This is a genomic window from Pontibacter aydingkolensis (assembly GCF_019443125.1).
Taxonomy (GTDB): Bacteria; Bacteroidota; Bacteroidia; order Cytophagales; family Hymenobacteraceae; genus Pontibacter; species Pontibacter aydingkolensis.
Genome location: NZ_JAHYXK010000017.1, coordinates 1 through 26,239 on the forward strand (window position 1 = coordinate 1; position 26,239 = coordinate 26,239).

General features: G+C 44.8%; 22 protein-coding genes. All 22 read right to left on the reverse strand.

Annotation, left to right across the window (positions count from 1 at the left end; translation table 11 throughout):
• Nucleotides 1-87, reverse strand: an 87-nt coding sequence (locus K0O23_RS20575) for a transposase-like zinc-binding domain-containing protein (protein WP_449580018.1), incomplete at its 3' end; no start/stop codon positions are given.
• A 229-nt stretch (nucleotides 88-316) separates the two neighbouring features.
• The gene (locus tag K0O23_RS16200; RefSeq protein ID WP_219878495.1) at nucleotides 317-1,075 is read right to left on the reverse strand and encodes a class I SAM-dependent methyltransferase; all 759 of its coding nucleotides are present in this window, start codon (nucleotides 1,073-1,075) and stop codon (nucleotides 317-319) included.
• A complete protein-coding gene (locus K0O23_RS16205; protein ID WP_219878496.1) occupies nucleotides 1,072-2,043 on the reverse strand; it encodes a polysaccharide deacetylase family protein in 972 nt (323 codons plus the stop codon). The genes K0O23_RS16200 and K0O23_RS16205 overlap by 4 nt, the downstream gene beginning before the upstream one ends.
• A gap of 625 nt (nucleotides 2,044-2,668) precedes the next feature.
• Nucleotides 2,669-3,769: a signal peptidase I gene (gene lepB / locus K0O23_RS16210; protein ID WP_219878497.1), complete on the reverse strand. Its 1,101-nt coding sequence runs from the start codon at nucleotides 3,767-3,769 to the stop codon at nucleotides 2,669-2,671.
• Between the two features lie 15 nt (nucleotides 3,770-3,784).
• Nucleotides 3,785-4,501 (reverse strand): 4-hydroxy-tetrahydrodipicolinate reductase, encoded by a 717-nt coding sequence (gene dapB / locus K0O23_RS16215; RefSeq protein WP_219878498.1) that lies wholly within the window; start codon nucleotides 4,499-4,501, stop codon nucleotides 3,785-3,787.
• 2 nt (nucleotides 4,502-4,503) lie between these two features.
• Entirely contained in the window at nucleotides 4,504-5,157 is a 654-nt protein-coding gene (locus K0O23_RS16220) for a DUF5683 domain-containing protein (protein ID WP_219878499.1), read from the reverse strand.
• Between the two features lie 6 nt (nucleotides 5,158-5,163).
• The gene (locus tag K0O23_RS16225) at nucleotides 5,164-6,078 is read right to left on the reverse strand and encodes a ParB/RepB/Spo0J family partition protein (RefSeq protein ID WP_219878500.1); all 915 of its coding nucleotides are present in this window, start codon (nucleotides 6,076-6,078) and stop codon (nucleotides 5,164-5,166) included.
• A gap of 14 nt (nucleotides 6,079-6,092) precedes the next feature.
• On the reverse strand, nucleotides 6,093-6,875 hold the full coding sequence (locus K0O23_RS16230) for a ParA family protein (RefSeq protein WP_219878501.1): 783 nt from the start codon (nucleotides 6,873-6,875) through the stop codon (nucleotides 6,093-6,095).
• A 7-nt stretch (nucleotides 6,876-6,882) separates the two neighbouring features.
• Nucleotides 6,883-7,563, reverse strand: coding sequence for a metal-dependent hydrolase (locus tag K0O23_RS16235; protein ID WP_219878502.1), 681 nt, complete (start codon nucleotides 7,561-7,563; stop codon nucleotides 6,883-6,885).
• Between the two features lie 792 nt (nucleotides 7,564-8,355).
• The gene (locus K0O23_RS16240; protein WP_219878503.1) at nucleotides 8,356-9,999 is read right to left on the reverse strand and encodes a beta-N-acetylhexosaminidase; all 1,644 of its coding nucleotides are present in this window, start codon (nucleotides 9,997-9,999) and stop codon (nucleotides 8,356-8,358) included.
• A 241-nt stretch (nucleotides 10,000-10,240) separates the two neighbouring features.
• Nucleotides 10,241-11,104, reverse strand: coding sequence for a YsnF/AvaK domain-containing protein (locus K0O23_RS16245; protein ID WP_219878504.1), 864 nt, complete (start codon nucleotides 11,102-11,104; stop codon nucleotides 10,241-10,243).
• 53 nt (nucleotides 11,105-11,157) lie between these two features.
• Nucleotides 11,158-11,628 carry a YsnF/AvaK domain-containing protein gene (locus K0O23_RS16250; protein WP_219878505.1) on the reverse strand — a complete coding sequence of 157 codons (471 nt, stop codon included), beginning with the start codon at nucleotides 11,626-11,628 and terminating at the stop codon, nucleotides 11,158-11,160.
• Between the two features lie 362 nt (nucleotides 11,629-11,990).
• Nucleotides 11,991-12,545 (reverse strand): GNAT family N-acetyltransferase, encoded by a 555-nt coding sequence (locus K0O23_RS16255; protein WP_219878506.1) that lies wholly within the window; start codon nucleotides 12,543-12,545, stop codon nucleotides 11,991-11,993.
• 107 nt (nucleotides 12,546-12,652) lie between these two features.
• Nucleotides 12,653-15,127 (reverse strand): NDR1/HIN1-like protein, encoded by a 2,475-nt coding sequence (locus K0O23_RS16260; protein ID WP_219878507.1) that lies wholly within the window; start codon nucleotides 15,125-15,127, stop codon nucleotides 12,653-12,655.
• An 89-nt stretch (nucleotides 15,128-15,216) separates the two neighbouring features.
• Nucleotides 15,217-15,735, reverse strand: coding sequence for a DUF6438 domain-containing protein (locus tag K0O23_RS16265; RefSeq protein WP_219878508.1), 519 nt, complete (start codon nucleotides 15,733-15,735; stop codon nucleotides 15,217-15,219).
• 11 nt (nucleotides 15,736-15,746) lie between these two features.
• The gene (locus tag K0O23_RS16270) at nucleotides 15,747-16,334 is read right to left on the reverse strand and encodes a hypothetical protein (RefSeq protein WP_219878509.1); all 588 of its coding nucleotides are present in this window, start codon (nucleotides 16,332-16,334) and stop codon (nucleotides 15,747-15,749) included.
• 102 nt (nucleotides 16,335-16,436) lie between these two features.
• Entirely contained in the window at nucleotides 16,437-18,272 is a 1,836-nt protein-coding gene (gene yidC / locus K0O23_RS16275) for a membrane protein insertase YidC (RefSeq protein WP_219878510.1), read from the reverse strand.
• Between the two features lie 36 nt (nucleotides 18,273-18,308).
• Entirely contained in the window at nucleotides 18,309-19,922 is a 1,614-nt protein-coding gene (locus K0O23_RS16280; RefSeq protein WP_219878511.1) for a CTP synthase, read from the reverse strand.
• A gap of 402 nt (nucleotides 19,923-20,324) precedes the next feature.
• The gene (locus tag K0O23_RS16285; RefSeq protein WP_219878512.1) at nucleotides 20,325-22,826 is read right to left on the reverse strand and encodes a zinc-dependent metalloprotease; all 2,502 of its coding nucleotides are present in this window, start codon (nucleotides 22,824-22,826) and stop codon (nucleotides 20,325-20,327) included.
• 211 nt (nucleotides 22,827-23,037) lie between these two features.
• A complete protein-coding gene (gene dinB, locus K0O23_RS16290; protein WP_449580019.1) occupies nucleotides 23,038-24,117 on the reverse strand; it encodes a DNA polymerase IV in 1,080 nt (359 codons plus the stop codon).
• A gap of 226 nt (nucleotides 24,118-24,343) precedes the next feature.
• Nucleotides 24,344-24,625 carry a hypothetical protein gene (locus K0O23_RS16295; protein ID WP_219878513.1) on the reverse strand — a complete coding sequence of 94 codons (282 nt, stop codon included), beginning with the start codon at nucleotides 24,623-24,625 and terminating at the stop codon, nucleotides 24,344-24,346.
• A 162-nt stretch (nucleotides 24,626-24,787) separates the two neighbouring features.
• A complete protein-coding gene (locus K0O23_RS16300) occupies nucleotides 24,788-26,209 on the reverse strand; it encodes an FAD-binding oxidoreductase (RefSeq protein ID WP_246597160.1) in 1,422 nt (473 codons plus the stop codon).
• Nucleotides 26,210-26,239: the final 30 nt, after the last annotated feature.

Genomic DNA, 26,239 nt, shown 5'->3' on the forward strand with positions numbered 1-26,239 from the left:
CTGCTTGCCCGTGCACTTTACCCCGTTTTTCACTACTTTCACACTGTGGCAGTAGGGGCAGTTTATCTGGATAGTTATCTCGCACATAACTTCCTGTAAACACCCTTGCTGTCATACTTATTCTAATATCATACATTATAGACCACAACCTAAATTTATAACCTATTACAACGGAGCACCTCCGGTAGAAGTTATAAAGTACACCAGGCAGCCTTAAGTATGCATTTTTATGAAACTTACACCTATCAAACAGAAAGGTTGCCAGGAGGATCAAATCCTATACTTTAGCTGTATAAGGCAGTAGTTTTTCTGGCAATTACTTTATGCACTTAAAGATCAGTTCTCTTCGGCCATCTCCCAGGCTGTTCCTTTTTACCACCTCTTGGGGCAGTGCTAGCCGGTAATCTATTTGCGCTACATTAAAACCCTGCTTTGCGAGCCTTGCTCCAAAATCCGCGCCATGCAACCGGCATAGATCGGGTTCGCCATACTTTTGCAACCTTTCTGCGGCAGTTGTTATACTTTCATCCTCAAATGTATAAGTTAACTCCGGGTTGATGAGGGTAAGTATAAGTGCAGTACCATTTGACTTTAAAACTCTTTTAAGTTCCTGTATTGCCCTGGCCTCATTGGGTACGTGACCCAGCACATGGGAGCAAATAACCAAGTCGAAATAGCTATCAGGGTAGGGTATAGCAGTGATATCTATAACATGATTCGCAAAAGCCGGATTTATGTCTGCATCCACATATTCGCCAGGCAGTTTATACAACTTGTTATATAAACAGGGCTCTGGGGCAAAGTGTAATACCTTTAAGGACCTGCCAAACACTTCAGTTTCGTTTTGCAGGTATAAGTGCAGTAGCCGCGTTCTTTCCAGCGAACCACAGTAGGGGCACACAGCATTTTCACGTTTGATGTTGCCTTTCGGTAAAAACGTTCTGAAGCTTTTACCACAGCAGTTGCAGTAAAAGCGATTTCCAAAATATAAAGGCGATACAAGCTTATTCAGGTCCTGTCGAATGCTGATCCTGTGTTTTTCGGATACTATACTTTTATAAAGGGATTTGATCATTTCCGCCTGATGGAGTTTTTAAGAAGTGGTGCTTTTAAAAGATAGTACAGGTATTCCGATTTAATAAGTTGCTCTACAGGTTTTGATGTGCCTTCTACTGGTATTCTGTGTAAATGGCAATCACTAAAATCGGCTTTCAATCCTGAAATACCAAACGTTAGCTTTAAGTTTGCCTCCGAATGCAGCCATTTTAAGAACTCCAGACTAACACCATCGTCGCTGAACGGAAACGAAAAATATTTGTCTGTAATGCCAAATCGTTGCTCCAGTTGCTTAAAACTCTGCTTTATCTGGCGTTTCTGCTCCTCCAAAGTTATACTTTTAAACAACGGATGGTCTATACTATGCGAGCCCATGGTAAAGCCTCTTTTTATCAGATCGGATATTTCGGTGGCGCTTAAGTATGGTTGCTCTTTTTTTAGATAGGTGTCAAAATCAATATCCAGCAGTTGACTAATTGTAGCTATATTTTGCTGGTCGTGATATGAGAGTTGAAGCAACCGCTGTTTTATGATCTCTTTGCTTTGGAGATCAGTACCTAAGACAGCTGTTATTTGCTTCAGTATAGCGTTATCATCCGTCAGGTTAGCAGCATCTATCAAAAGACTTACTTTGTACCGGTAAAACAAGGCTGTGTTGTCTATAAAATCTGAGTTCAGGAAAACAGTAGCCGGTATGCCTTTTTGCTCCAGGATAGGGGCAATGACAGTATAAAACTCTTTTAAGCCATCGTCGAAAGTTAAATGAAATACCGGCTCAGTAAGTGCTTCCTGGCCAGAGATAACCAGGTACAGTTCACTTAAAGTTATTGGTTTATAATGTCTGCAGTAAAACTCCAGGTCGTTTATAAACAGCTTGGTGTTGCGCAAAGTATACAGGTTGCAGATGTGTGCCAGCCGCTTGTCTGAAACAGTATGGTAAAAGGGGAGAAGTATGTTTTTACCCGTAACACTAACTAAACTTTTCATAGAAACCTGCTGGTGTAAATTACCTAACAAGCTCCGGAGTTGCTGTTTCATATTTATTGAAGAGGCTATACTTCTTTAGCGATCAGAATGTGCTTTGGTATTCAGTGGGTTATACTTCAACGAGATCGTATATATCCCATCATACTACTCAGCTCTGAATGTAATACACTTTTTTCTACTTTATCTGGTGTGAATCTCCAGACTTTAGCATATCCATAACTTTTCTGGTTTGGCACTATTCACATTATAATTTACCAGGCGAATCAACCAATTGTCCCCTTGAGGGGACTTTAGGGGTGTTTACACCTGAGAAAACATCCAAGCCAACTAAGTTAAAGCGGATTCCCCCGTAGCGTTACACCCCTGTAGCCCCCTCATGGGGACAATTAATCAGAATCTGAGTCTATTCCAAAAAAGTTATGTGACAGGATAAGGCGAGGACGCTCGCGCCATGAGAAATAGGTTTGACTATTGCAGGCTAACACATTGGCTTTCTGAATCGCAACTTAAGTTGAGTTCTAACCTTAAAAGTATAAATTTTTTGAAAGGAATCAGCAGCTTAAGTTAAAATAAAAGAGCCAGACCACACAGGTCTGGCTCTTTTATTTATCTGTAAAGTATAAACTTAGTCAATTATATTAAAGATGCGGCTCCATCGTACTTTGCTCAGGAAGCTGCCATTCGGGTCTGTAGACATCCAGATCATCACCGCTTTGCCTACTACGTGGTCCGCTGGTACAAACCCCCAGTAACGAGAGTCAAGAGAGTTGTGGCGGTTATCACCCATCATAAAGTAGTAGTCCTGCTTAAACGTATATTGGTTAACCTCTTTGCCATCAATATACAGTTTACCATCGCGAACTTCAGCATTTTCATTGTGCTCATACTTTAAAATAACACGCTCGTAAAGCGGCAAGGTATTCTCGTTAATGGCTACAGTTGCACCTTCCTTTGGGATATAAAGCGGGCCGAAGTTGTCTTTGTTCCATTCATACTTGCTTGGCACATGCGGGAAAACCTCCGGATCGCCTTTGCCTGGTATGTCCTTCAGCAACATAGTTTCCTTTACAAAGTCAAGAGTAGCCAGTTGTTTTGCTTTTTCCTCAGAGGTATCAATAATATAGCCTCCCTGCCAGCGGGTTACGTCAGTAATGTCACGGTCCAGGAAGAACTTCTCGTTCAGGATGTTATCCGTAGACAGGAAGTACTTGTACTGAATCTGCTCCGGGTTTTCAACTGCTTTGCCATTTATATATACTTGCATGTCGCGGATGGCAATAGTATCGCCGGCAATGCCAATGGCACGTTTAATATAATTTGTGCGAAGGTCGGCTGGGTGTTCGTCCTCGGGAGGGTAGTTAAATACCACTACATCACCGCGGCTTACTTCCGAAAAGCCAGGCAGACGGTAAGACTTAAGCTGTATGGCATCTGAGTAAGACGGAATGTTGGTGCCCCATATGGTTTGGTGTGTTAGCGGAACCTGCAGCGGAGTGATTGGTGTACGGGGCCCGTAATGCAACTTACTTACAAACAGGAAATCGCCCACCAGCAAAGACTTCTCCATAGAAGGAGTAGGGATAGTATAGGCCTCAAACGTTGCCCAGCGTATTAAGCTGGCTGCTATTACGGCAAAAACAATAGCGTCGCCCCATTCTCGGGCAAAGCTTTTTCTTTTTTTGGGCTCTTTGGTCTCAGGTTTCTTATCCCAGAATTTTACTTTCATCAGTAAATGCTATGGTTACAGGTTCAGCATGTCTTTCATGCCGTAAACACCCTGGCGGCTTTTAAGCCACTCAGCGGCCATTACGGCGCCTTCGGCAAAACCAGTACGGCTGTGGGCAATGTGGCCTAACTCAATCTGGTCTACTTCTGAGCTGTAGGTAACGATATGTGTGCCTACAACATCAGGCTCACGCTCCGAAGTGATGTTTAATTTACTTTTTTCTTCCGGATTATCAGCAACCCAGCCTTCTAAATTGTTATAGCTGGCCAGTATGCCTTCGGCTGTTGTAATGCCGGTGCCGCTTGGCTTGTCTACTTTTTGCAAGTGGTGTATTTCACGTATGGTTACTTCGTACTCCTTATACTCCTTCATTTTGCTGGCAATGTACTCATTAAAATGGAAGAAAAGGTTTACGCCCACGCTGTAGTTAGACGCATAAAAAAAAGCGCCTTTGTTTTGATCGCAAAGCTGTTTAGCCTCGTCAAACTTATCCAGCCAGCCAGTAGAGCCAGACACAACAGGAATGCCATTTGTAAGGCAGTAAGAAACGTTACCAAAAGCAGCCTCGGGGTGTGTGAATTCTATGGCTGCGTCGGTATTGCTGCCGTTATAGTTCTGCAGTTCTTCGGCATTGGTGTGGTCTATTTTACCAACAATCGTATGGCCTTTTGCCAGTGCCAGCTGCTCTATGGTTTTACCCATTTTGCCGTAGCCAATTAAAAGTATCTTCATTTTTATTTAGAGTATAAAACAAGCGTTACCCCCGGAGCCATACTATACGATGAGCCCCTCATAGGAATAAGGTTAGGCTGCACCTGTAACGATATGTCTTCGCTTACGTCAAAGTCTTTCAGGTGTGCATGCACATAGGCTTCTGCAATGTTTAGTCCGTAGGCCAGCACCGAAAGCAGGATGGTCAGGTCGCGGTTGCGGCGGTAGAAGTCGCGGCTGTAACGCAGGTTCTCTGTGCCCCGCTGTGTAAGTACCCCGTTTTGCGGATTATAAACACCGTAGATAGGGCTATTTACATACTTGTCGGTTTCGTTGCGGCTCCGTTGGTTTAATGCCAGCCTGAAATCCTGGTAATTTTTATTGTTGTCTATCAGAAAGTAGCCTAGCACAGCGCCAGTGGCATAAACGATGGGTACTTTCCAGTAGGCTTTGTTGTATACCTGGCCGGCTCCCGGTATAATGGCAGAGTAAAAAGCAGCTTTGGCTGGCTTATCCCATGTGCTCAGGAAAAAGCGCTTCTGCGCAGTATCTGGTACAGCTACGGCCACAGGAATAGAGTCCTGCCCGGCAGTTACTACCTGTCCCATGGTTATAGCGGGAGAGAAGTATGAAAGTATACTTAACAGGAAAGCTGCAGCGCCAAAACGTAGCTTCATGTAGGTTTAGTAGTTTAGTATTTCTAAAATACGGTTCAACTCATCAACCGATACAAACGGGATCTTGATCTCGCCTTTGCCTTCGTTGTTTGCCTTTACCTGAATTTTAGTACCGAACTGGGATGTAAGCTTAGACTCAACAGTCTTCAGTTCGCTTTCATACTTGTTAAACTGAAGCTGCTGTTGTGGGTCTGGTTTCTTTTTGGCGTTCTGTAAGTTACGTACCAACTCTTCAACCTTTCGTACAGACAGTTCTTTGGCCACTACTTCTTTAAACACATCCAGCTGCTGCTCTATTGTATCGATGTTAATGAGGGCACGGGCATGGCCCATACTGATGAGGTTGTCGCGCAGGGCAATCTGGATATCCGGCGGAAGCTTAAGCAGGCGCAGGTAATTGGTGACAGTCGTTCTTTTCTTACCTACACGGTCTCCCAGTTCTTCCTGCTTCAAGCTGCACTCGGTTAAAAGGCGCTGGTAGGAGAGGGCGATCTCGATGGCATTGAGGTTCTCACGCTGAATGTTCTCTATCAAAGCCATCTCCAGCATCTGCTGGTCGTCGGCCTTGCGGATGTAGGCTGGTATTACCTCCAGACCGGCTATTTTAGCGGCCTGGTAACGGCGCTCACCCGAAATAAGCTGGAAAGTGTTCTGGTCCAGCTGGCGAACGGTAATAGGCTGAATGATGCCCTGTATCTTGATAGACTCTGCCAACTCTTCCAGTGCCGCCTGATCGAAATGCGTGCGGGGCTGGTAAGGGTTGGTCTGTATTTGGCTAATGGCTATATCTGCGATAGTATTAACTTCGTTAGCGGTGGATGACTCAGTTTTGCCGGTATACTTGTTGCCCTCCAGAAGAGAGCCTAGGCCCCTTCCGAGGCCGCCTTTGCGTTTTGGTGCTGAATTCTTGTTATCGGACATGTAATCGTATTGTGTTATTTCGCCAGCACGACGCTGTTCTTCTCTGCAATCTCTCGTGCCAGGTTAAGGTAACTCAAAGCACCTTTGCTTTCTGCATCGTGCAACAAGGCCGGTATACCAAAGCTAGGCGACTCACTCAACTTCACGTTTCTAGGGATAATGGTATCAAAAACCATCTGCTGGAAGTGTGTTTTCACCTCATCCACTACCTGGTTGCTCAGGCGCAGGCGCACATCATACATCGTTAACAGAATGCCTTCAATAGCCAACTCAGTGTTCAGGCGCGACTGTATGATCTTGATCGTGTTCAGCAGCTTACCCAAACCCTCCAATGCAAAATACTCGCACTGCACCGGAATTACCACAGAATCGGCAGCCGTCAGGGAGTTTACCGTGATCAGGCCCAGCGAAGGAGAACAGTCGATAATGATGAAATCATACTTGTCTTTTAATGGCTTAAGCGCCTCACGCATTTTCTCCTCACGGTTCGGGATATCGATCATCTCTACCTCGGCACCAACCAGGTCGATGTGCGATGGAATCAAGTCCAGGAACTCGATATTTGGCGACTGAAGTATGATATCTTCAACCTTTACATCCTCTACCATGCACTCGTAAATGCTGGTGGTAATGGTGGCAGGGTCGAAACCAAGGCCTGACGTGGCGTTTGCCTGTGGGTCTGCGTCAACTAAAAGCGTTTTATATTCTAAAGCTGCTAAACTGGCGGCAAGGTTAATAGCCGTGGTGGTTTTACCCACGCCACCTTTCTGGTTTGCAACTGCGATAATTTTTCCCATTCTAAAATTATAGGTTAATCGTTTGACCTATTTCCATCAAAATAAGTTCTTTGTCGGCCATTCTGGCCACTTCCTGCACCTCCTCGTGGTCAATCTGAATGTAAGGGAAGGTGTCGTAATGCATGCCTATCACCTTATCCACCTGAACAAAATTGGCGGCAATCATGGCATCGTGTATGTCCATGGTAAAATTGTCGCCAATTGGCAGCACGGCAAAATCCACGTCAAATTGCTCTGGTATAAGCTTCATGTCGTAGGTAAGGGCGGTGTCGCCGGCAAAATAAAATGTCTTTTCTTCGGTTTCTACTACAAACCCAGCAGCCTGACCTCCAGCTGTACCATCTGGCAAAGTGCTGGAGTGTATGGCATTTACCATTTTAACTGTTCCGAATGGTAGTGTTACTTTACCTCCGATGTTCATCGGGTGCACTTTCTCGATACCTTTTTCACCATACCAGCTGGTAATCTCGAAGGCAGCCACAAGGGTGCTGTTATTGTTTTTGGCAATCTGCTCTGCATCGTGCACATGGTCCTGGTGGCCGTGCGAGAGCAGGATATAGTCAGCTTTGATATCGTCTACGTTTATACTTGAGGCCAGCTCGTTAGGGGAAATGAACGGGTCGAATAACACGCGGTTTTCTCCGATTTCGAATAAGAAGCAAGATTGTCCGTAGTACGTTATTTTCATAATTTCTAAAATTTAGTGCTGAACTAGTAACGCAATTTACCTGAAACTTGCACAAAGATACATTTTTTTAACCACAAAGATTGAAGTGTTCCACGGTTCGTTACCTTTTTTTATCCACCTATTTACCCACATTTTTCCCGTGCTCCGGGGCTGGTGAAAGTGCACCATGAGAAGGGGCTTTTGTATTTATTTTGGGGTCTTCAACAGATAGATGCCAGGACTGCATATAGCTGTTCAAGTGCTTTCCTGAGATGGACAATAAGCTGAAGTAAGTGCCTGTCATGGTTAAAAAGTGAGAGGTGTAGAAGAAATGTAATGGTTGTATGGTAAGTTTAAATAATGATGTTTATTCATTTGACAATTAATATTTTACAAATATCTGTATTAAGGACTGATAGCAAAATGAATTTGTACATGTCGCAAGTTTAGCGTCAGCGCAACTTGTGACTGAGTATGAGGCCAGTTTGTAACTGGCGATATTCGGTATTATACTTACGCCTTTACAAACTGACTCTATGTCTAACCTGTGAGTTATTTAGTGGCGTCCCGCCACTTATGCCTTAAGCACAGTTTTAAACGGCCAGAGGCCCTGGGATAGCTCACACTCGCCAGAGGCGAGCGAGCTCGTTACATTAAATGATTTGCACTTGAATGAAACTGCCTCAAGGGGAAATACTTTTCTTAAAGACAGCTTTTATTAAAAGTAGGGCTATAACTCAACCTGACAGACGCTAAAAGCAGCAGAAGCCGGAAGTATAAATTTCCGGCCTCTGCTGCTATACTTCATACTTGCTACTTGTTCTTCATCGTCCAGTTGGCGTAGTCTCTGAAATAATTTGCTTCCCAGTGTTTATACCTTGGAATCACAGTCTGCTCCAGGCGACGTTTGAATTCTTCGAAATCTTTACGCTTTGGATCAGTCCATAAAGCTTCGCTCAGTGCTGTCATCCTCGGGAAAACCATATACTCCAGTTGCGAGATGGTTGAGATGTACTCTGTCCAGACGTTGCCCTGGGCCCCCATGATATACTTTGCCTCTGGCATGCCCTGCAGTTGTGCCGGAATAGGGTTGTAGTTATAAACGGCATCCAGCGGGTTGTAACCGGGTATTTGCAGATTGTCGGCTTTAGTTTTAGACTGATACTGATTAAAGTATAAGGGGAAGCTTGGTGTCATGATAACCGGATGTTTTAGCATGGCTGCTTCAATGCCCTTTTTATCATCTGCCCAGTTCATTACAACAGCAGTGGTGTCCAGTTTACCCTCCAATATCTCGTGCCATCCAATGATCTTCTTGTTCTTTTTATCCAGATAGCCTGCTACCTGCCTTACAAAGTAGGTTTGCAGGCCTTTTTCATCTTTCAGGTTGTTCTTTTTGATAAACTCCTGCGCCTGTGGACTGGCTTTCCACCACATTTTGCTGGTTTCGTCTCCGCCAATGTGAATGTAAGGCGAAGGGAACAGATCAGCCACCTCCTCAAAAACAGTTTTCAAAAACCTGAATGTTTCGGGATGTGGGGCCAGTACGTTGTTCTGGCGGTTATACATGCCCCAGGTATAGGCCACATTCCAGGTAGTGTCGGGGCGAGTACTGAACTCAGGGTAAGCGGCAATAGTGGCGCGGCTGTGGCCCGGTATGTCAATTTCCGGGATAACGTTTATACCTCGTACTTGCGCATACTTTATTACTTCCTTCACTTCCTCCTGGGTAAAGAAACCGCCATAACGCTTCGGGTTATACTTTATAGGTTTATCAAAGAAATGGCCAATCAGGGTAGAGTCGCGCCATGAGCCAATAGAGTTAAGCTTTGGGTAGCTTTTGATCTCTATACGCCAGCCCTGGTCATCGGTCAGGTGCCAGTGGAAATTGTTGAACTTATGGAAAGCCAGATAATCGATGTACTTTTTAATAAACTGTAACGGGAAAGTATGGCGCACTACATCGAGGTGCATGCCACGGTAAGCGAACTGAGGATAGTCTATGATCTTAACCGGCTCTACTTCATATACATTCTTTTTCTCCAGCGGTACCAGTTGCAGTAAAGTCTGGATGCCGTACACGATGCCGTTCACATCCTGTGCTTTAACAGTGATTACTTCATCACCAGACTTCAGCACATACATTTCCTTACGGTTTGCCACTGCCGGGTCGTGCTGTAGGATAATGGCATTTTTTACTTTATGGCCTTTGGAAAGTGGTTTTACACTTAAATCCAGGCCGGTTTGCCCTTTAAGCATAACCTTTAACAGGCTTGCCTGCGTGGAGTAGGGGGCAGCGTAATAAATTATACTTTGCTGGTCTAGCTTTACAGAGTTTTGTTTGAGCGTAACTACCTGCTGCGGCTTGGGAACAATGTCGGTTGCTCTTTGAGCTGATGCTTTTACAGGTAGGTATAAAAGGCAAAAGAGGAGCAATAACTGGATTAGGCGTTTCATGTTACTTGTGGGAGATGTTGTACCGATAAAATTAAGCATTTCAAATTGTCTTGCCTATTTAATGGATGATCCTCTTGATGATCCTCTTAATGATCCTGCTGCTGATGTGAATAGTATCAGAATCGATGCCCCGAAGTTTAGGTAGCATGGGTGTTGGCTTAGCTATACTTGATTGGCAAAACGGTTAAAATAAAAACGGGCAACAATTTCTTGCTGCCCGTTTTTATCAAAGTATGGTTATTTAGCGTCTGTCAGGACCCCTGTTCTCATTTCTAGGATCTAATCTGTCCTTGTCTGACCTTGGATTAAGTTTATCAACTTCAACGTCGGTTTTACGCTCTGTACCTCTTACAGTCTCTTCGCGTTGTTCTACTTCTTTACCCAATCTTACTTCCTCTACTACACGAGCCTGCTTATTAACAATAGGCTTTTCCGCATGCTCAGTCATGGTAATTTCGCCTTCTTTAAAGCCTGCCATGTCTTTTTCGTTGGCTGGGCGGTTTACAGGTCTGCGTTCTACGTGCACGTGTTCTTCGCGCAGGCGCAGTTTCTCTTCTACCGGACGTTCAATTATACGGCTTTTCAGAGTTACACCACCAGTTTCTACTTCACGTTTACCTACCTGCATTTTTTCTTCTACTACAGGTATAGACTGGTTTGAGTTTGTCCATTTACCTTTATCAGAACTGGACATGCTGCGGTATTGTGCCGAACGTTCGTTAACATCTATCGCACCGCACTTATCTAAAAGCTCAGCTGCTTTTGTAGCCTGTTCTTTAGAGTTAGCATGCACTGTTACAATAGAGCCCTGCTTAGCTACTTTATAGTACTTACTCGATTCATCGCGACTATCGAAAAGAGAGTTAAAAAAGTCGTTATCTCTTTTATTGTCTGTTGTGCCGGTAGTTGCTGTTGTATTTGTTGGCCCACCCATATTCGGATTCGATGGGTTTGGTCTATTTTGGTTTGGCGCATTTGTTTTATCTTTAGCACCTCTTACTGCGATATCAATATTATTACTAGGAATACCATTGCGTTCCAGTTCCTGTGCTGCCATTTGGGCATCTACGCCATAGTCGAAAATTCCTATTACTGTCTGTTTCATAGTAGTCGTTGTTTTGGTTTAAAATTGAATGGTAGCATGATTTTCATGCATTGTTATTGTATTGTAGTATTATTTTCTTGTCTGTCTACTTTAACTTCCTCTTTTCGGAGCGTTACTTGTTGCGGATGGTGCTCTTCCACTCTTCTTTTGGTAATGTGAAGTTCTTCAACCAATACAAGTCGTTTCTGAATAACCACCTCTTCCTTAATAACAGGAATTATCATGGTATCACCATCGTAACGTACTTCAGGAGGAGAGTCAATAGATAGGTTTTTAGCAACGCGTTGAACATCGATGTCTTCATAGGCAAAGGGTACGTCAACGATTACATCTTCTTCATGCACCAGCTTTGACACACGCACTTTCCCTTTCTCAACAGTCTGCAAATCAAAGTCTACCTGCTCCTCAATAACCGGGACTACTTCATCTTCCTGAGCAGGGTCATGGTCTTCTATTTTACTTTGCTGCAGTTTTTTTTCGAATTCAGATTGTTGTACTTTATTTTTGTTTATATTTATTTTCATTGTCCATTCGTATATAAAAATATACCTTAAGCAAGATTCTTATTATGGTGTCTATTATATGTTTACGGGCTTAGTTGCATGGAGTTAAGTTGAAGGTTATATTTAATGTTTAAACATTTATATCTGTGCTCAAGTATTTGGCAGGCAAGTATACATAAACTGTGAGTATCCTATAATATTGAGCGAATAGGAGGAGAATGGCGGCTATTTTTTGTTAATTAAACCCCTTTTATGCTTGGCTGCTTAAGAGTGTTCTTATTTATTAAGAACCCAATTGGCCTAAAACTACAGTTAGTATCTACCTAAATGAGCAGTGGAAGGTAAGTAGCACCGAGTATTAACGAATATGATTATTTGCTCTTCTACATCCAGTCCCAAAGTATAATATCCCAATTCTCTCCAGTATCAGATCTGAATTTAAGAATGGACTTAAAGCCAACTTTATAATGGGCATGAACGGAGCGTGTATTGCGTTGGGCAACTCCTGTAACCACATAATCAAAGTGTGGTTGCATCTGGTGTCGTAGGTGGTTGTAAAGGCCAGAAAACACATTTTGTCCGCGGTATTCTTTTGCTACACAAACCTGACCCATGATAAAGTAAGTAGCTGTATTCAGCGGAACATCTTTATAGGTCAGTTCTTCTACCACGTTAATTAGCGGTGTGAGTACAGGCAGCTTATCAGAGAATTCCTTTAACATAACAAGCGCATAACCAATTACTTTTCCATCATCTTTGGCCAGTACATGTTTATACTTTTGGCTCATCTCTTCCAGAAGCGAAAGGGAGTGACGGGCAGTTAGAAAGCCCTGTTCAGTTATTTCGGCAGGAGACAGGTTGTCTTCGCAGTTGAGAGACTGTAAATCGAGTATCTGCTGCAGGTCCTCTGCATTTTTGGCCTGGGCGAATGTGATCATCGGGCTTTGCTTTACATATGGTTAACAAAGGCAAGTATAAAAATTGTTTGGCAATTTTAGGATAGTATAATTTGTAGTATGCAAATTTAGCTAAAGTATAGCTCCAGCTACTGCGCCACCTGATCGGCATCCTTAGGCTTTGCCTTTTTCTTCTTTTGAAAAAGCATTGTCTTTTCCCATTTCTCGAATCGCACAAAAGTATTCTTTATTTTAGGATTGCCAGTATCAACAGTGGCGGAAGTGTTAATATATAATGTCCTTTCCTCATTGCTGCCACTGATTTTCGAAAACAACGCCCTGAAAACCTCGCCTATACTTAGACTTATGGGCACTTTTACAATACTTTGCCCTAGAGGAATATCATAAGTCCTGTTTATGGTACCACAAGCATCCAAGAGGTTTTGGGCACAGATGTTATATGTTATATCACTTATTTCTAAACCTTTAGTGTTGGCATTTTGTATCTGTACCAGTGCATTTAATACAATTCCACTCTTAAGGTTTATACCTTTCAACTTTGTTTTTTGCAGCTCCGTTACCGGCACCTTTGGCATCGGAATCATAAATTCGTTTGCAAGTTTAACCCTTTGTGGTGCTAAATCGGCTATGGTATAGTCCAGCGTTATATTTTCTTTTAAAAGCATGCTGTCCTGCTGCTGATGGTGCTTCAGGTGGTCGCGCCATGTTTTATAGTTAACTCCCAGCGTAATCCAGCCTGTTTGCATACCTCCCGGAGGTAACGTTTTACTTATATTTTCCTGGCTCAAGGCAAAAGTATCAGCCTTATGGGATACTTGTATGCCTATATAATTGATGTGAATCGGAATGGGCAGTGGATTCTTTACCTGCACATTTAACTTTACCCAGGCTGTATCATAAGCAATGGTAACGTCAAGGGTATCAATTTTAGTGACCTGTGGCATTAGCTGACCACCTGATCCTTTGGCTAATTCCAACACTCCGGTAAACTCCAGGTTTATTTTAGTTGAGCCAAGTATTTTGTTACTGCTGACAATAGTCGCTGTGGCTTGCAGATTATACTTCCAATCTGTACTGCCACTAATTGCTCTTTTTATCAGTTGGTTTACATCTGCTGCAGATAGCCGTATCGGAATTTCCACTTCTGCATCCTTACCTGTAATTTCGAGAGGCTCTTTTGTCTGGCCTGTCAGCAGGATATCCTCGCTTAACTGCAGCCGGTAATCCAGGTTTTTAATTTGCAGGTCGGGTAGGTTTGAGCTTTGTACTTTCAGTTTTAGGCCAAGATAGGCACCTTTCTGTGGGTCGAGTTCTCTTACCTCGAGGCCTGCAACCTGTATACCTGCCTGCCCGGGCACCGGTACCTGCACCTGCCGTCTTAATGCCAGCTTTTGAGTTTGCTCCGAATCAGGAAGGTTATAGATCAGGTTGAGTTCAATATCCAGCGCCACCTTCTCCTGTCCTTGTACCTGCTTCATTAGATTTTGGTAAGCGCTTTCGTCCACGAGCAACTCAAGGCGCAGCGACTGATCACCAGACTTTGGCAGAATCTTTTCAAAATCGCGTTTACCTTGCGCTATCACCTTTCCCTGGTGGCGGATAAAGTATGAGGCGCTGTCGATATAAAAAGGGAAAGGAGAGGGGTTGTGTACTACAATGTCAGCCTGTATTCTTGTCTTTTCTTCGTTAGAGTCTATTTTGAGCCGCTTTACTTTGCTAACCGAAGGCATATAGTCTTTACCCGTTCCCATTCCGCCTACATCTAATTCACCGGATTTCTCTACACTCAAACTGAACGAATCAAACAGAGGGTGCTCGCTTTTGATCTGTGCCTCCAGTGCTGCATCATATTCCCAACTCTTATCACCTTTCAGCTTTTTCTTGATAAGAGCAACGGCATCAGATGTAGATAATACCAATGGTATTTCAAGCAGCTTGCTTCCTTTTTCAACTGTAAAAGTTGTATCTACCTGCCCCGTAATCTTAAGTGTATCGCCCAGGGTAACGTTATACTTAAAGTTATCTATTTTAAGCCCGGGCAGGTTTTTGTTTGTCGCTTCTATACTTAATAGCATAGAATACCCATCCTCCACACTAAAGCCTCTAACCTTTAATTCACGTATCTTCATCTCTGGTGATCTCGCAACGGGTACCGTAATTTTACGGTTGATGGTGATGCTTTTAGGGCTCATTAGCGGCAGATCAAAATAAACATCCATGTCCACATTTACTTTGATGCTGTCTTTGCCTTGGTTGTTCTTTATATGGTCTCTGTACTTTTCAAAGTCGAGGAGCATTTTAAAGTCAATCACTCTGTCGCCAAGTGCTGGAAGTGTGTGATCTGTCGTCATCTGTCCGCGCCCCAGGGTGTCTTCTGCACCCTTAAAAACATAATTTACGCTGTCGATGGCAATGGGCAGAGGTATTCTGTTTTGTACATTAATACCTGCTTTTACTATGGCTGTGTCTCTTACCAGGTCCAGGTTGATGTATTCCACACCCTTTACCTTAGGATAGTACTTCTCCTTGATCACGATATAGGCAATGCCACCAATAATTAAAAGGAGCAACACAACAAGAACTATCCATCCAGTTTTCTTCACAGATTTGTATGATACGGTTTGTTACCTCTGTAAACGGGTTTTATACTTATGCTGTTTTTGTGAGGCAATAAGGGGCAGTGTGAAAAGTACTATGGCTGCTCTGCTTTCTGTTTTACCAAATGCATTATTTTTTGGTGTAGCTCCTTCTGAAAAGTAATAAGTGATTCTGGTCCTCCTTCCTGATGCTTTACCCGCTTTATGGCTTTGCCCTTCTCATAAAAAGTGAGGTAGGTACTAGGCCTGTCTGTCCACTGAGTTAAGTAGGAATCTTGCAATGAAGTATAATTAAGCGCCGCTATATCTCTTTTTAGCTGCTGCAACTCAGGCTTAGGCAAACAAAGCTGTACAGTGTCATCTTCGGGTATACCAATGTTACCCCACGAAATCAAGGTTATACTTCCATCGTGCATAATGTTGGCCTCGTAGGAAGGGCAGGGGCCATAGCAGGGGGCTTTCTGGAACTGAAGCAGTGGCAGGGCAGGTTGGCTGCTGTTGCTTGTCTGGCAACTAGCCTGGCTTATACAGCTGCCTAAAGCCATACTTGCAAACAGCAAAAGTATAAAAGACATTAGTTGTTTCGTTATGTTAAATAATCTTGTTCGTAACATAGCTAGTCTCATCATTTTTGAGCTGCCTTTGTAAATCTGCCGTTCTCGAAAATATATGCCTGTGGTTCACAATTGCGACACTCCTGGTAGTCAATTGCAGGGTCGGGGGGATTAATGATAAACAGGCGGCTGTTAGGGCCATACTTTGCGCCATGGTTACTTTGTAGCTTGTCAGCTATTTTACCATTTTCCCGGTCTATAACATAATGCATCTGGCAGTTAGTGCCGCAGCCAACGGTTACTACCGTATACTTGCCGGCGAAATTTACACCTTGCTTTAAACCCTCGTCCAGAGCTGTTTTATATGTGCTTACTTCGTTGCTGCTCTCATCATTTAGCGGCGACAGACGGCCACGGTACATGTTGCCAACATCGTAATCGCTTCTTTTCTGGTATTCTTCCATGGTAATGCGGTATCGCTGGTAGAGTTCCGGATTTTTGCCCTCGGTTATTGGTTCCGACACTGTCTTCTTATCGAGCTGCTTTTCAAGCTTTGGGTGCGTTTCCGCAAAACTACCCTCATTATCTTTTTCTCTGTCCTGCTGGCAGGCTGTACAGGTAATGGCGGCTGCAAACAAGTATACTTTATGTAATTTCATATTTATCTTATTATACTTCCTCATACGGCTGCGCTTTAAGTATAGCCAAAAAAAGAGCCTCTCCGGGTGTGGAGAGGCTCTTTTATACTTTAGCGGTTAAGCTTATTTCTTTGCTTTGTTACGCTTTTGCTGCTCTTTCTCAGCGGCCTGGCGCATGGCTTCCTGCATACGCTCGGTAAACGATGGGCCACCGGATTTCTTTTTCTCTTTGATCTTGTCCTTGTTGGCTTCCAGTTTCGCTCTTACCTTGCCTTCATCCACAAACTTACGGATGATCGCCTGCTGGCCGAAGGTTACCATGTTAGAAACAAAGTAGTAGAACGATAAACCGGCAGGGAAGGAGTTAAGCACGAACATGAAGATAACAGGCATCAGGTAGCTGTAGAACTTCATCGGGCCTTGCATCTGCGAGTTTATCTGATTGTTAGACCAGGTATAAAGTATGGTAGAGGCCGTCATTAACAGCGTAAACATACTCACGTGGCTACCATAGAATGGAATCGTGAACGGCAACCTGGCAAACACATCGTAAGTAGAAAGGTCATCTGCCCACAGGAATGCCTCCTGGCGCAATTCAATAGAGTTCGGGAAAAAGTTGAACATCGCAAACAGGATCGGGATCTGCAACAGCATCGGGATACAGCCGCTCAGCGGGTTAACTCCCATCTCGTTGTAGAGCTTCATCGTCTCCATCTGCGTTTTCTGCATATCGCCGTCGTTACGCTCTTTGATAGCATCTATCTCCGGCTTCAGCACCTTCATTTTCGCCATCGAAGTATACGACTTGTAAGTAAGCGGTAACAGGATGGTTTTGATGTAAAGCACCAGTAGTATAATAATGATACCGTAGTTGCCAATGTAGTTCTCCAGGAAGTCGAACGCCGGGATAATGATCCACTTGTTTACATAAGAGAAGATACCCCAGCCCAGATCAAGGTTCTTGTCAAAGTCGTTGCCGAAGTGCTTCAGTATCTTGTAGTCGTTAGGACCGAAATAGAATGTGAAGTCGGCAGCGCCTGAAAGCACATCTTTTGTAGGGATGAGCACTTCTGAAGATAGCGCTTTTACTACTGTAGTATCTGCTGGGTCTACAGACGACGTTAACTTGGCACCTGTAAACTGGTTGTTGGCAATGATACCGGCTGTAAAGAAGTTTTGCTTGTTAGCAACCCACTTCAGCGGCTCTTCTACGGTAAGTGTTTCTTTATCTTCTGAAATAGAAAGGTAGTCGTAACCATCCTCTACAGTAGCAAAGTTGATAGTGGACTTAGCACGGTTCTGTGTCAGGTCGCGCTCCAGCTGCTTTAACCTGTCGTTCCAGGTAAAAGTAACAGCGTTTCCGCTTAGTTCATTATCGAGGCCTTTGAAATCAAGCTCGTAGCCCATGCTAAAGCTTTCGTCATACAACGTATAAACCTGCTCAATAAACTGCCCGTTACCAACATTGGCCCTGAAAGCAATTGACTTGCCAGGAGTCTCGCCTGTGGTTACAGTACGAACATCAGTAGGAGTAAAGTATAGATCAGACAGTTTAACGGTTTTACCGTCCTTTGTCGAGAAGGCTACATCTGTCTCACTGCTTTCCTTGTCGAACAGGTATAAAGGCTGATCGGTATAGGTTTTGTAATTCTTGAGTAAAACTTCTTCTACCTGGCCACCTTTGGTGTTAAAAGTTACTACCATGTTCTGGTTTTCCAGGGTTACTGTGCTTGCCTCACCGGTTGCAGCAGCGCCAAAAGCACCCAGAGCTGATGCTCTGCGGGCCTGAGCCAATGAGTCGTCTTCAGCAACTGCTATACTTTGCACCTGCTCTACCCTGGCTTTTTCCTGTACTGCCTGCTGCTGCTCAGCCTGCTTCTCCGTTCCCGAAAAGAAGAAGGAGTAAGCCAGGAGCAACACAGCAATCAATCCAAAGCCAATCGCTTGATTTCTATCCATTTACTAAAAATTCTAATTGTGTTGTGTGTATTGTGCTTATTTAGATTTAGCGTAATTATTTGCCGCTTTCACAAATTTAACAAAAAGCGGATGTGGGTTTAAAACTGTACTTTTCAATTCCGGGTGATACTGTGCTGCCACGAACCACGGGTGGTTCTGCAACTCAATTATCTCTACCAGTCCGGTGTCCGGATTGAAACCCGTAGCCATCATTCCAGCCTCTTCAAAAGCAGCTAAGTACTTGTTGTTGAACTCATAACGATGCCTGTGGCGCTCCGAAATGCGGGACTTCCCGTAAATAGAATAAGCCTTTGAACCCTTTTTTAGTTCACAAGTATAGGCACCTAATCGCATAGTTCCACCCATTTGCTTGATTTGTTTTTGATCCTCCATCATATCGATCACAGGATGTGGTGTTTCCGGATCCATTTCTGTGGAGGCAGCATTCTCTAAACCAAGCACATTGCGGGCAAACTCTACGGCTGCGCACTGCATACCCAGGCAGATGCCCATAAATGGTATATTGTTCTCTCTTACAAACCGGATAGCCTCTAGTTTTCCTTTAAAGCCACGCTCACCAAAGCCAGGTGCCACCAGTACGCCGTCCATGTCTTTTAGCAGGGAAGCCACGTTCTCGTCGTTAATATTCTCCGACTGGAACCACTTGATGTTAACTTTGCACTCGTTGGCAGAACCAGCGTGTATAAAAGACTCTACTATGGATTTATAAGCATCCGGCAGCTCTACATACTTACCCACCAGGGCTATATTTACTTCTGATAACGGGTTCTTCAGCTTGCCTAAAAACTCTTTCCAGCTATCTAAATTAGGATCAGCTTTATGCGGCAGCTTTAGTTTGCTGATCACACGCTCATCGAGCTTTTCTTTGCGCATCAGCAATGGCACGTCATAAATCGTTTCTGCGTCGATAGACTCAATGACCGAATTCTGCTTTACGTTACAGAAAAGCGCTATCTTTTTGCGCAGATCCATTGGTATATGGTGCTCTGAGCGGCAAACGAGTATATCGGGCTGCACACCTGCCTCTGAAAGGTCGCGTACTGAGTGTTGTGTCGGTTTTGTTTTTAATTCTCCGGCAGCTTTCAGGTAAGGCACCAGCGTCAGGTGTATAACGCAGGTTTCGTTTACACCAAGCTCCCAGCGAAGTTGGCGTACCGCCTCAATAAATGGCAGTGACTCGATATCACCCACACAGCCGCCAATCTCCGTTATCACGATATCATATTCGCCAGACTCCCCTAAAAGCAGCATGCGGCGCTTGATCTCATCTGTAATATGCGGCACTACTTGTACCGTTTTGCCCAAATAAGCACCCTCACGCTCCTGCATGATCACATGGTAATAAATGCGGCCAGTAGTTACGTTGTTTGCCTGGGAGGTAGGCACGTTCAGAAAACGTTCGTAATGCCCCAGGTCCAGGTCGGTTTCAGCGCCATCCTCTGTCACATAGCATTCGCCATGCTCGTACGGATTCAGCGTGCCTGGATCGATGTTAATATAAGGGTCGAATTTTTGGATGGTTACGGAGAAACCTCTTGCCTGCAGCAACTTAGCGAGAGATGCGGAAATGATACCTTTTCCGAGGGAGGACGTTACACCACCAGTAACGAAAATATATTTAGTAGCCATAAGTTAGGTTAAACTATATGGGCTACAAAGGTACTCTAATTATTTGATTTTCCTGATAAAAGACGCAGGTAGTAGATAAGCCTTAAGATATCTTTCTTAAAATTCAAGTGTAATTCGGCTTAATATCGTTGTTGGTTATTCGTTTTCCAAATGTAGAGACGCAATACGTTGCGTCATATTTGCTACAATAGTAAGCTTGATTTAACGCCAATACTTAACGGCAAGACTTCCCTGCATTACAAGTCACAATTCACCGGTGCGCTGAAGACCTGCGCCAGAAAAGATTAAAAGGCAGGGGAGTTGGCAGTATAAAGTATAAAACAAAACCGCCCCAACCAAAATGGTTGAGGCGGTTATAAAGTATAACTTAACGTAGAGACGCAATATTTTGCGTCTCCAACATTAGCTCTTCGGGTTCAGGATATTGTCAATTCTAACAAGCGCATCCTGCAGGTGATACTTTGTCATGGTGTCTTTTGCCTGCGGAATTGATCTTCTGATCTGGCTTTGCAGGGAAATCAACTCACCACGAACTACCGGACGGATATCAGACTGAGATACATCTACAGAAGTACCTCCTCTGCCAGCACGACCAGCTGCTGAAGACTGCTCCTGATCTTTCATCAGGTAAGCCATGCGCTCCAGGTAACCGCGCTGCAGGCTTCTGCGATAGGTATCAATTGATTTACCAGCATTTAGCTCAGACCAGACACCACCGCGAAGGTCAGACATCATCTCTGTTAACGTATAGGTTTTGTTACCTAACATCGCCTGCGCTTCAATCATACGGGCCATTCTGCCGGCATCCAGCACGTTGTTCAGGATGTTGGTCTGTGCATTGCTTACACGCTCAACAGCACCTGCCGCTTCTATTTTGCGCAGAATGTTATCGTCTAACATCCAGGTTGGCGTACTGAAGCCTTGCTCGTTCAGGAACGAAAGGGCACGCTTCTGCTTTTCCTTTGGTACAAAAGTATACACATCGCCTTTCTGGTCGTAGGTCTTGTAGTTTTCGTATACCCCACCAATGTTTGCCGTAACGTGGCCCATGTAGCGATTCCACTGGCCAAGTACCTGGCCGTACATTTCCTGCAGGTCTGTGTAGTTCTTGTTATCCTCTTTTGTCCACTCGATCAGGTTCGGCATAACGCGCTTCAGGTTCTTGATACCGTAGCTGCTGGCCAGCATCGCATCGTCACCTAAATCTTCTGTTTGAGAAGACGGGTCTACAGGGTTGCCCTGCTGACGACCAAAGCGGTACATCGGGTCGTTCTCGTGCTGACGGATCCAGCTACTTAGTTTAGCAACGTTATCGTGTCCTTTTGTTTCCGGGAAGTAAGTATAACCCCACTTCACAGAGTGTTTGTCGTAGATACCGATGCCTGGCATTAGAGCCACACCCTTGTCTTCCGGCTGCGCCACGTAATTAAAGCGGGCATAGTCCATGATAGATGGGGCAGTACCCATTGTTTTGGTAAACTCAGGATCGCGTAGTTTCTCTACCGGGTAGGCAGCACTGGAACCCATGTTGTGAGGCAAACCTAAGGTATGGCCTACTTCGTGAGCCGAAACGAAACGGATCAGCTCACCCATAACCTCGTCCTTGAACTTGATGCCACGGGCATCCGGGTTAACGGCAGCTGTCTGGATAAAGTACCAGTTGCGCAGCAGGTTCATTACGTTGTGGTACCAGCCAATGTGGCTCTCCAGAATCTCGCCTGAACGTGGGTCGTGTACGTTTGGTCCGTAAGCGTTCTGCGTTTCAGAAGAGAAATAGCGGATAACTGAGTAACGCGCATCTTCAGTGCTGAACTCCGGATCTTCTTCATAAGAAGGCGGGTCTTTGGCAACAATGGCATTTTTAAAGCCGGCCGCCTCAAAAGCTTTGTTCCAGTCTTCAACGCCCTGCTTTAAGTATGGGCGCCATTTCATTGGCGTAGCCGGGTCTATATAGTATACAATCTGCTTTTTAGGTTCAACCAGTTCGCCACGGGCATAAGCAGCCTCGTCTTTCGGCTCCAGTCTCCAGCGTACAATGTAACGGCGCTTGGCGGCACGTTGCTCGTCTGTGCCAAAGTCTGTCTGGCTGATGGTAAAGAATCCAACGCGCTGATCAAAAGAACGTGCTGGCATTGGTGTTTTAGGCAACAGGAGCATTGAGTGGTTTAGCTCCAGCGTAATAGTACCTGTGCTTGAGTTTGCCGGTGCATCAGTAGCCTCATAGGTCATCAAAGAACGTGCTTCAACGTTTATCGGGAAGCTTTTAACGCTCTCAATAAATGAACGTTTGTCGTCCAGCTTACGCACTTTATACTGTTCGCGTCTTCTTTTATCCAGGCCGAGCGGGGTAATATCCTTCGAGAAGAAATCTGTAACATCAATTACCTGTGTGCCAGGGCCGAAGGCTTTGATATCAAAAGCATGAATTACAGGAGCCAGGTTAGAGTTTTGTACAGAGTGGTAAATCTCCAGTGTATCTGCGGCAACGTTCTGGTAAGAGATCACACGTAGCAGGATGTTATTGCCTTTGCGTTCCCAACGTAACATCTGCCTGTTCAGCTCCTCACCGCCATAACCGATATCAGTGGCAGTTTTGGCAATGCGGCTTACCATCAGCATGTCGCGGTTAAGCAGGGTGTCCGGAATCTCGTACAGGTACTTATCGTCGATCTTGTGCACTTTAAAAAGACCTTCGTCAGTAATGGCTCTTGAGGTAACTACCTCGTTGTAAGACTTTGGCTTGCCGTCGTCTTTCTTAGGGGCTTGTGTTGGTGCTGTGGCAGTAGTTTCCTGCTTTGCTTTTTTCTTCTTTTTGCTCTTCTGGGCAATTGCCGACGACGGTGCTATGGTTGCACCAGCCAACAGTAATGCAACCAGCGGAGCAAAACGTAGATTTTTACTCATAATAGGGTGATTAGTTAGTGATTAAGGATTAGATTGTATTAGTTTTTTGAATGTAAGAAATAAAAGTCACAACATCTGTTTCTGTTGCAGCTTTTGTTAAGACTAGGAATGGGGGAGATGGTTTAACGAGGAATCAGGATTTGCAGGATTATTGGTTGGACCAGGTGCTGCAAAAAAATCCTGTCCATCCAATAATGCTAAAAATCCTAGTCTAGAGATCCAACGTTAACTGATAGCCTTCCTGCAATCTGTCATGTTGGTAGAGCAGGCTGCTGACAGATACACCCAGTAGCCGGACTGGTTCTAAAGGGAGTTGGGGTGTGAGCAGTAAATCTCTGGCAATAGTATAAATAGCATCGGGACTACTGAACTCGCTCAGAAATGTTTTGCTGCGGGTGTTCAGGGTAAAATCGAAATACTTGATCTTGAGTGTGACGGTTTTGGCGGTGGCTTTCAGACGTTCCATATCTTGGGCAACTTCCTGGCAAAGCTTGTCTATCTGCAAAAGCATGTCATGTTCCTCTATCAGGTCAACGTCAAAGGTGCGTTCCGAGCCAATGGATTTCCGGATGCGGTGTGGTTGCACGTCACGGTCGTCCTGGGCTCGGGCAATGCGGTAGTAGTAGCGGCCCACTTTACCGAAATTACGCACCAGTTCTTCCTCACTGCGTTCCCTCAAATCGGCGCCGGTAAGTATGCCCATACTTTGCATTTTGGCAGCTGTAACTTTTCCTATGCCATGAAATTTTTCGATAACCAAACCCGCCACTAGTTCCTCTGCTTTATCCGGAGCGATGAGCGTAAAGCCGTTCGGCTTGTTCATGTCGGAGGCGATCTTGGCCAGAAATTTATTGTACGACACGCCGGCTGATGCTGTAAGGCCTGTTTCCTCGAAAATTCGCTTCCTGATTTCCTGGGCAATGATGGTGGCAGAGGGCATGCCTACTTTGTTCTCGGTTACGTCAAGGTATGCTTCATCTAACGATAGTGGTTCTACAAGGTCGGTGTAGGAATGGAAAATTTCTCTAATCTGTCTTGAGACGGAGCTGTATACTTCAAACCTTGCTTTCACAAAAATCAGGTGCGGACATCGCTGGGCTGCAATTTTAGATGCCAGCGCAGAGTGCACGCCATACTTTCGGGCCTCGTAGCTGGCAGCAGCCACCACGCCCCTTGCTCTGGAGCCACCCACCGCCACAGGCTTGCCACGCAGCTCCGGGTTGTCGCGCTGCTCCACCGACGCAAAAAAAGCGTCCATATCAATATGGATGATCTTACGGAAAGGTGTTATCAAGAGGAACGAAATATTTAGGCCTGGCTGGTTCTTAAAAAGCTGTAAGCATAGGTTACCGCCATACTTGCGCTGGCAGTACAAAGATACGCAGCCCGGAAAGTTTTTTAGCAACTATACTTACATATTCCCCTAGGTATACTTTTTTAAGTTTATATTTTACTGAAAGGCCATACTTTTTTATCAGCCTATAGCCCCTAAATTAAAGTAAAACTATACTTTGGGGTTATGCATTAACAGATGCGCCCTCAAGTAACCTGATCTCTGGTGTACCAACAACTCCTGCGCGCTTCATGGCCTCTTTCAAATCATCAGATTCGATAAAATCCAGTGCCCTGTTGTCATTTTTAGCTTCAAACAAGAGAATAACTTCGTTGTGATTATACTTATTCTGCAGCAGGTATACTTCATGCAAACCTGCTGCATCTCTCACATTTTTGTGCTCGTCGTAAACTGTTTTCCACTTGTTAAAGTCGTTTACCTCATGCTTGATTAAGATATATCCCATTTTAATGTGATTTATGTTTATACTTTGATTTTCGTTGAACTGGCTTTAAGGATGCAGGTACTGGTATAGCGTAGTCCAAATTGCCTGGCGTTGTACTAAGCAAGGTTACTCCGGACCTGCAGGGTAAGTAGCAGGCCCGGAGTAAATCTTTCCCTATCTGAGTCAGGCCATGGCCGGTTTTATATTCTGGTTAACCCTGAACAAGTTATCTGGGTCATACTTCCGTTTAATCTTTGCCAGTTTATCATAATTGCCGCGGTATGTGGCGCGTATGCGTTCATCGCCTTCTTCCATCATAAAGTTTATGTAAGCACCTTCCGAGCAATAAGGGTGAAGGGCATCGTAGTATTCGCGGGTCCAATCTGTAATTTTCTGTCTGTTAGCAGGGTCTGCATCCACACCTACAATTACTTCTGCCCAGTTGGCATCCCGGTAACTCCAGGCAGTGGCGTCTGACTTAACATCATGCACGGCACCGTTAATAGGGTATAGGTGCATCGAAGAACCCATACTTGGCAGGTTACGTCCGTGGGCAATGTGCAGGTCTATGGCTTCGTCGCTTAGTTTTTCTACAAAATCGGCTTTCCAGTACCATTGCTGGCCGGCAGGGTACAGCGCATCGAACATACTTTGCAGGGCAGGGTGCGGAATTGGGCCTGTAAGATCTACGGCAGGTGGCGGCAACTGATTTTTTATTTCTTTTAATACTTGCGCCCCTTTATCCAGCGGACCAGTGTAGCACCAAATGATGCCGCCCAAAATCTTAAGATGGTGCTCTTTAGGGAAAGGCTCTACAGGCGGTACCTGCACAAAGGCAAAAAATCCGTTCAGTTCTCTTGGTGCTTTTAGTATAAACTCACGGTACCATTGCATCACCTGTTTTACATGGTCCATTTCCCAGAGCGTTGGGCCGGCATAATCTATACTTACCGGGTGCAGCTTAAAGAGGAAGGAGGTAACTACTCCAAAATTGCCGCCTCCTCCGCGAATTGCCCAGAACAGGTCCGCGTTTTCTGATTCGCTGGCCCGCACAAAGCTGCCATTGGCCAGCACCATTTCTGCCTCCAGCAAATTATCTATGGTTAAGCCATACCTGCGACTTAAATACCCAATTCCCCCACCCAGGGTCAGACCGCCTACACCTGTGGATGAGATAATGCCGCTCGGTACCGCCAGTCCAAAAGTATGGGTAGCATGATCTACTTTGCGCCAGGTACATCCGCCCTCCACGCGTGCCGTTTTCCGGTCCGGGTCTACACGCACACTATCCAACCGCGACAGGTCTATCACCAACCCATCATCGCACATGCCCAGGCCGGCACCATTGTGTCCGCCGCCCTTAATGGCAACAAGCATATTATTTTCGCGGGCATAGTTTACGGCAAATACCACATCGGCCACATCCTCACAGCGGGCTATCATACGAGGGTGCTTGTCTATCATGCCATTGTATACTTTTCTGGCCTCGTTATAATCCTCGTCTGTTTGCTGTATGAGCCTACCAAGTAAACCGGCTTTTAAATCCTTAACTGTGCTATCTTCCATCGTGGTTATCCCTTTCTTTTTAGTGAAGGATTGCACCATGTTATAAAGGGAGTGGGGTGATGACGAGAT

Excerpts from the sequence above, each read along its gene's own strand:
- K0O23_RS16200 (WP_219878495.1), bottom strand. The coding sequence starts at position 1,075 with ATGATCAAATCCCTTTATAAAAGTATAGTATCCGAAAAACACAGGATC.
- K0O23_RS16205 (WP_219878496.1), bottom strand. The coding sequence starts at position 2,043 with ATGAAAAGTTTAGTTAGTGTTACGGGTAAAAACATACTTCTCCCCTTT.
- lepB (WP_219878497.1), bottom strand. The coding sequence starts at position 3,769 with ATGAAAGTAAAATTCTGGGATAAGAAACCTGAGACCAAAGAGCCCAAA.
- dapB (WP_219878498.1), bottom strand. The coding sequence starts at position 4,501 with ATGAAGATACTTTTAATTGGCTACGGCAAAATGGGTAAAACCATAGAG.
- K0O23_RS16220 (WP_219878499.1), bottom strand. The coding sequence starts at position 5,157 with ATGAAGCTACGTTTTGGCGCTGCAGCTTTCCTGTTAAGTATACTTTCA.
- K0O23_RS16225 (WP_219878500.1), bottom strand. The coding sequence starts at position 6,078 with ATGTCCGATAACAAGAATTCAGCACCAAAACGCAAAGGCGGCCTCGGA.
- K0O23_RS16230 (WP_219878501.1), bottom strand. The coding sequence starts at position 6,875 with ATGGGAAAAATTATCGCAGTTGCAAACCAGAAAGGTGGCGTGGGTAAA.
- K0O23_RS16235 (WP_219878502.1), bottom strand. The coding sequence starts at position 7,563 with ATGAAAATAACGTACTACGGACAATCTTGCTTCTTATTCGAAATCGGA.
- K0O23_RS16240 (WP_219878503.1), bottom strand. The coding sequence starts at position 9,999 with ATGAAACGCCTAATCCAGTTATTGCTCCTCTTTTGCCTTTTATACCTA.
- K0O23_RS16245 (WP_219878504.1), bottom strand. The coding sequence starts at position 11,104 with ATGAAACAGACAGTAATAGGAATTTTCGACTATGGCGTAGATGCCCAA.
- K0O23_RS16250 (WP_219878505.1), bottom strand. The coding sequence starts at position 11,628 with ATGAAAATAAATATAAACAAAAATAAAGTACAACAATCTGAATTCGAA.
- K0O23_RS16255 (WP_219878506.1), bottom strand. The coding sequence starts at position 12,545 with ATGATCACATTCGCCCAGGCCAAAAATGCAGAGGACCTGCAGCAGATA.
- K0O23_RS16265 (WP_219878508.1), bottom strand. The coding sequence starts at position 15,735 with ATGTTACGAACAAGATTATTTAACATAACGAAACAACTAATGTCTTTT.
- K0O23_RS16270 (WP_219878509.1), bottom strand. The coding sequence starts at position 16,334 with ATGAAATTACATAAAGTATACTTGTTTGCAGCCGCCATTACCTGTACA.
- yidC (WP_219878510.1), bottom strand. The coding sequence starts at position 18,272 with ATGGATAGAAATCAAGCGATTGGCTTTGGATTGATTGCTGTGTTGCTC.
- K0O23_RS16280 (WP_219878511.1), bottom strand. The coding sequence starts at position 19,922 with ATGGCTACTAAATATATTTTCGTTACTGGTGGTGTAACGTCCTCCCTC.
- K0O23_RS16285 (WP_219878512.1), bottom strand. The coding sequence starts at position 22,826 with ATGAGTAAAAATCTACGTTTTGCTCCGCTGGTTGCATTACTGTTGGCT.
- K0O23_RS16295 (WP_219878513.1), bottom strand. The coding sequence starts at position 24,625 with ATGGGATATATCTTAATCAAGCATGAGGTAAACGACTTTAACAAGTGG.
- K0O23_RS16300 (WP_246597160.1), bottom strand. The coding sequence starts at position 26,209 with ATGGTGCAATCCTTCACTAAAAAGAAAGGGATAACCACGATGGAAGAT.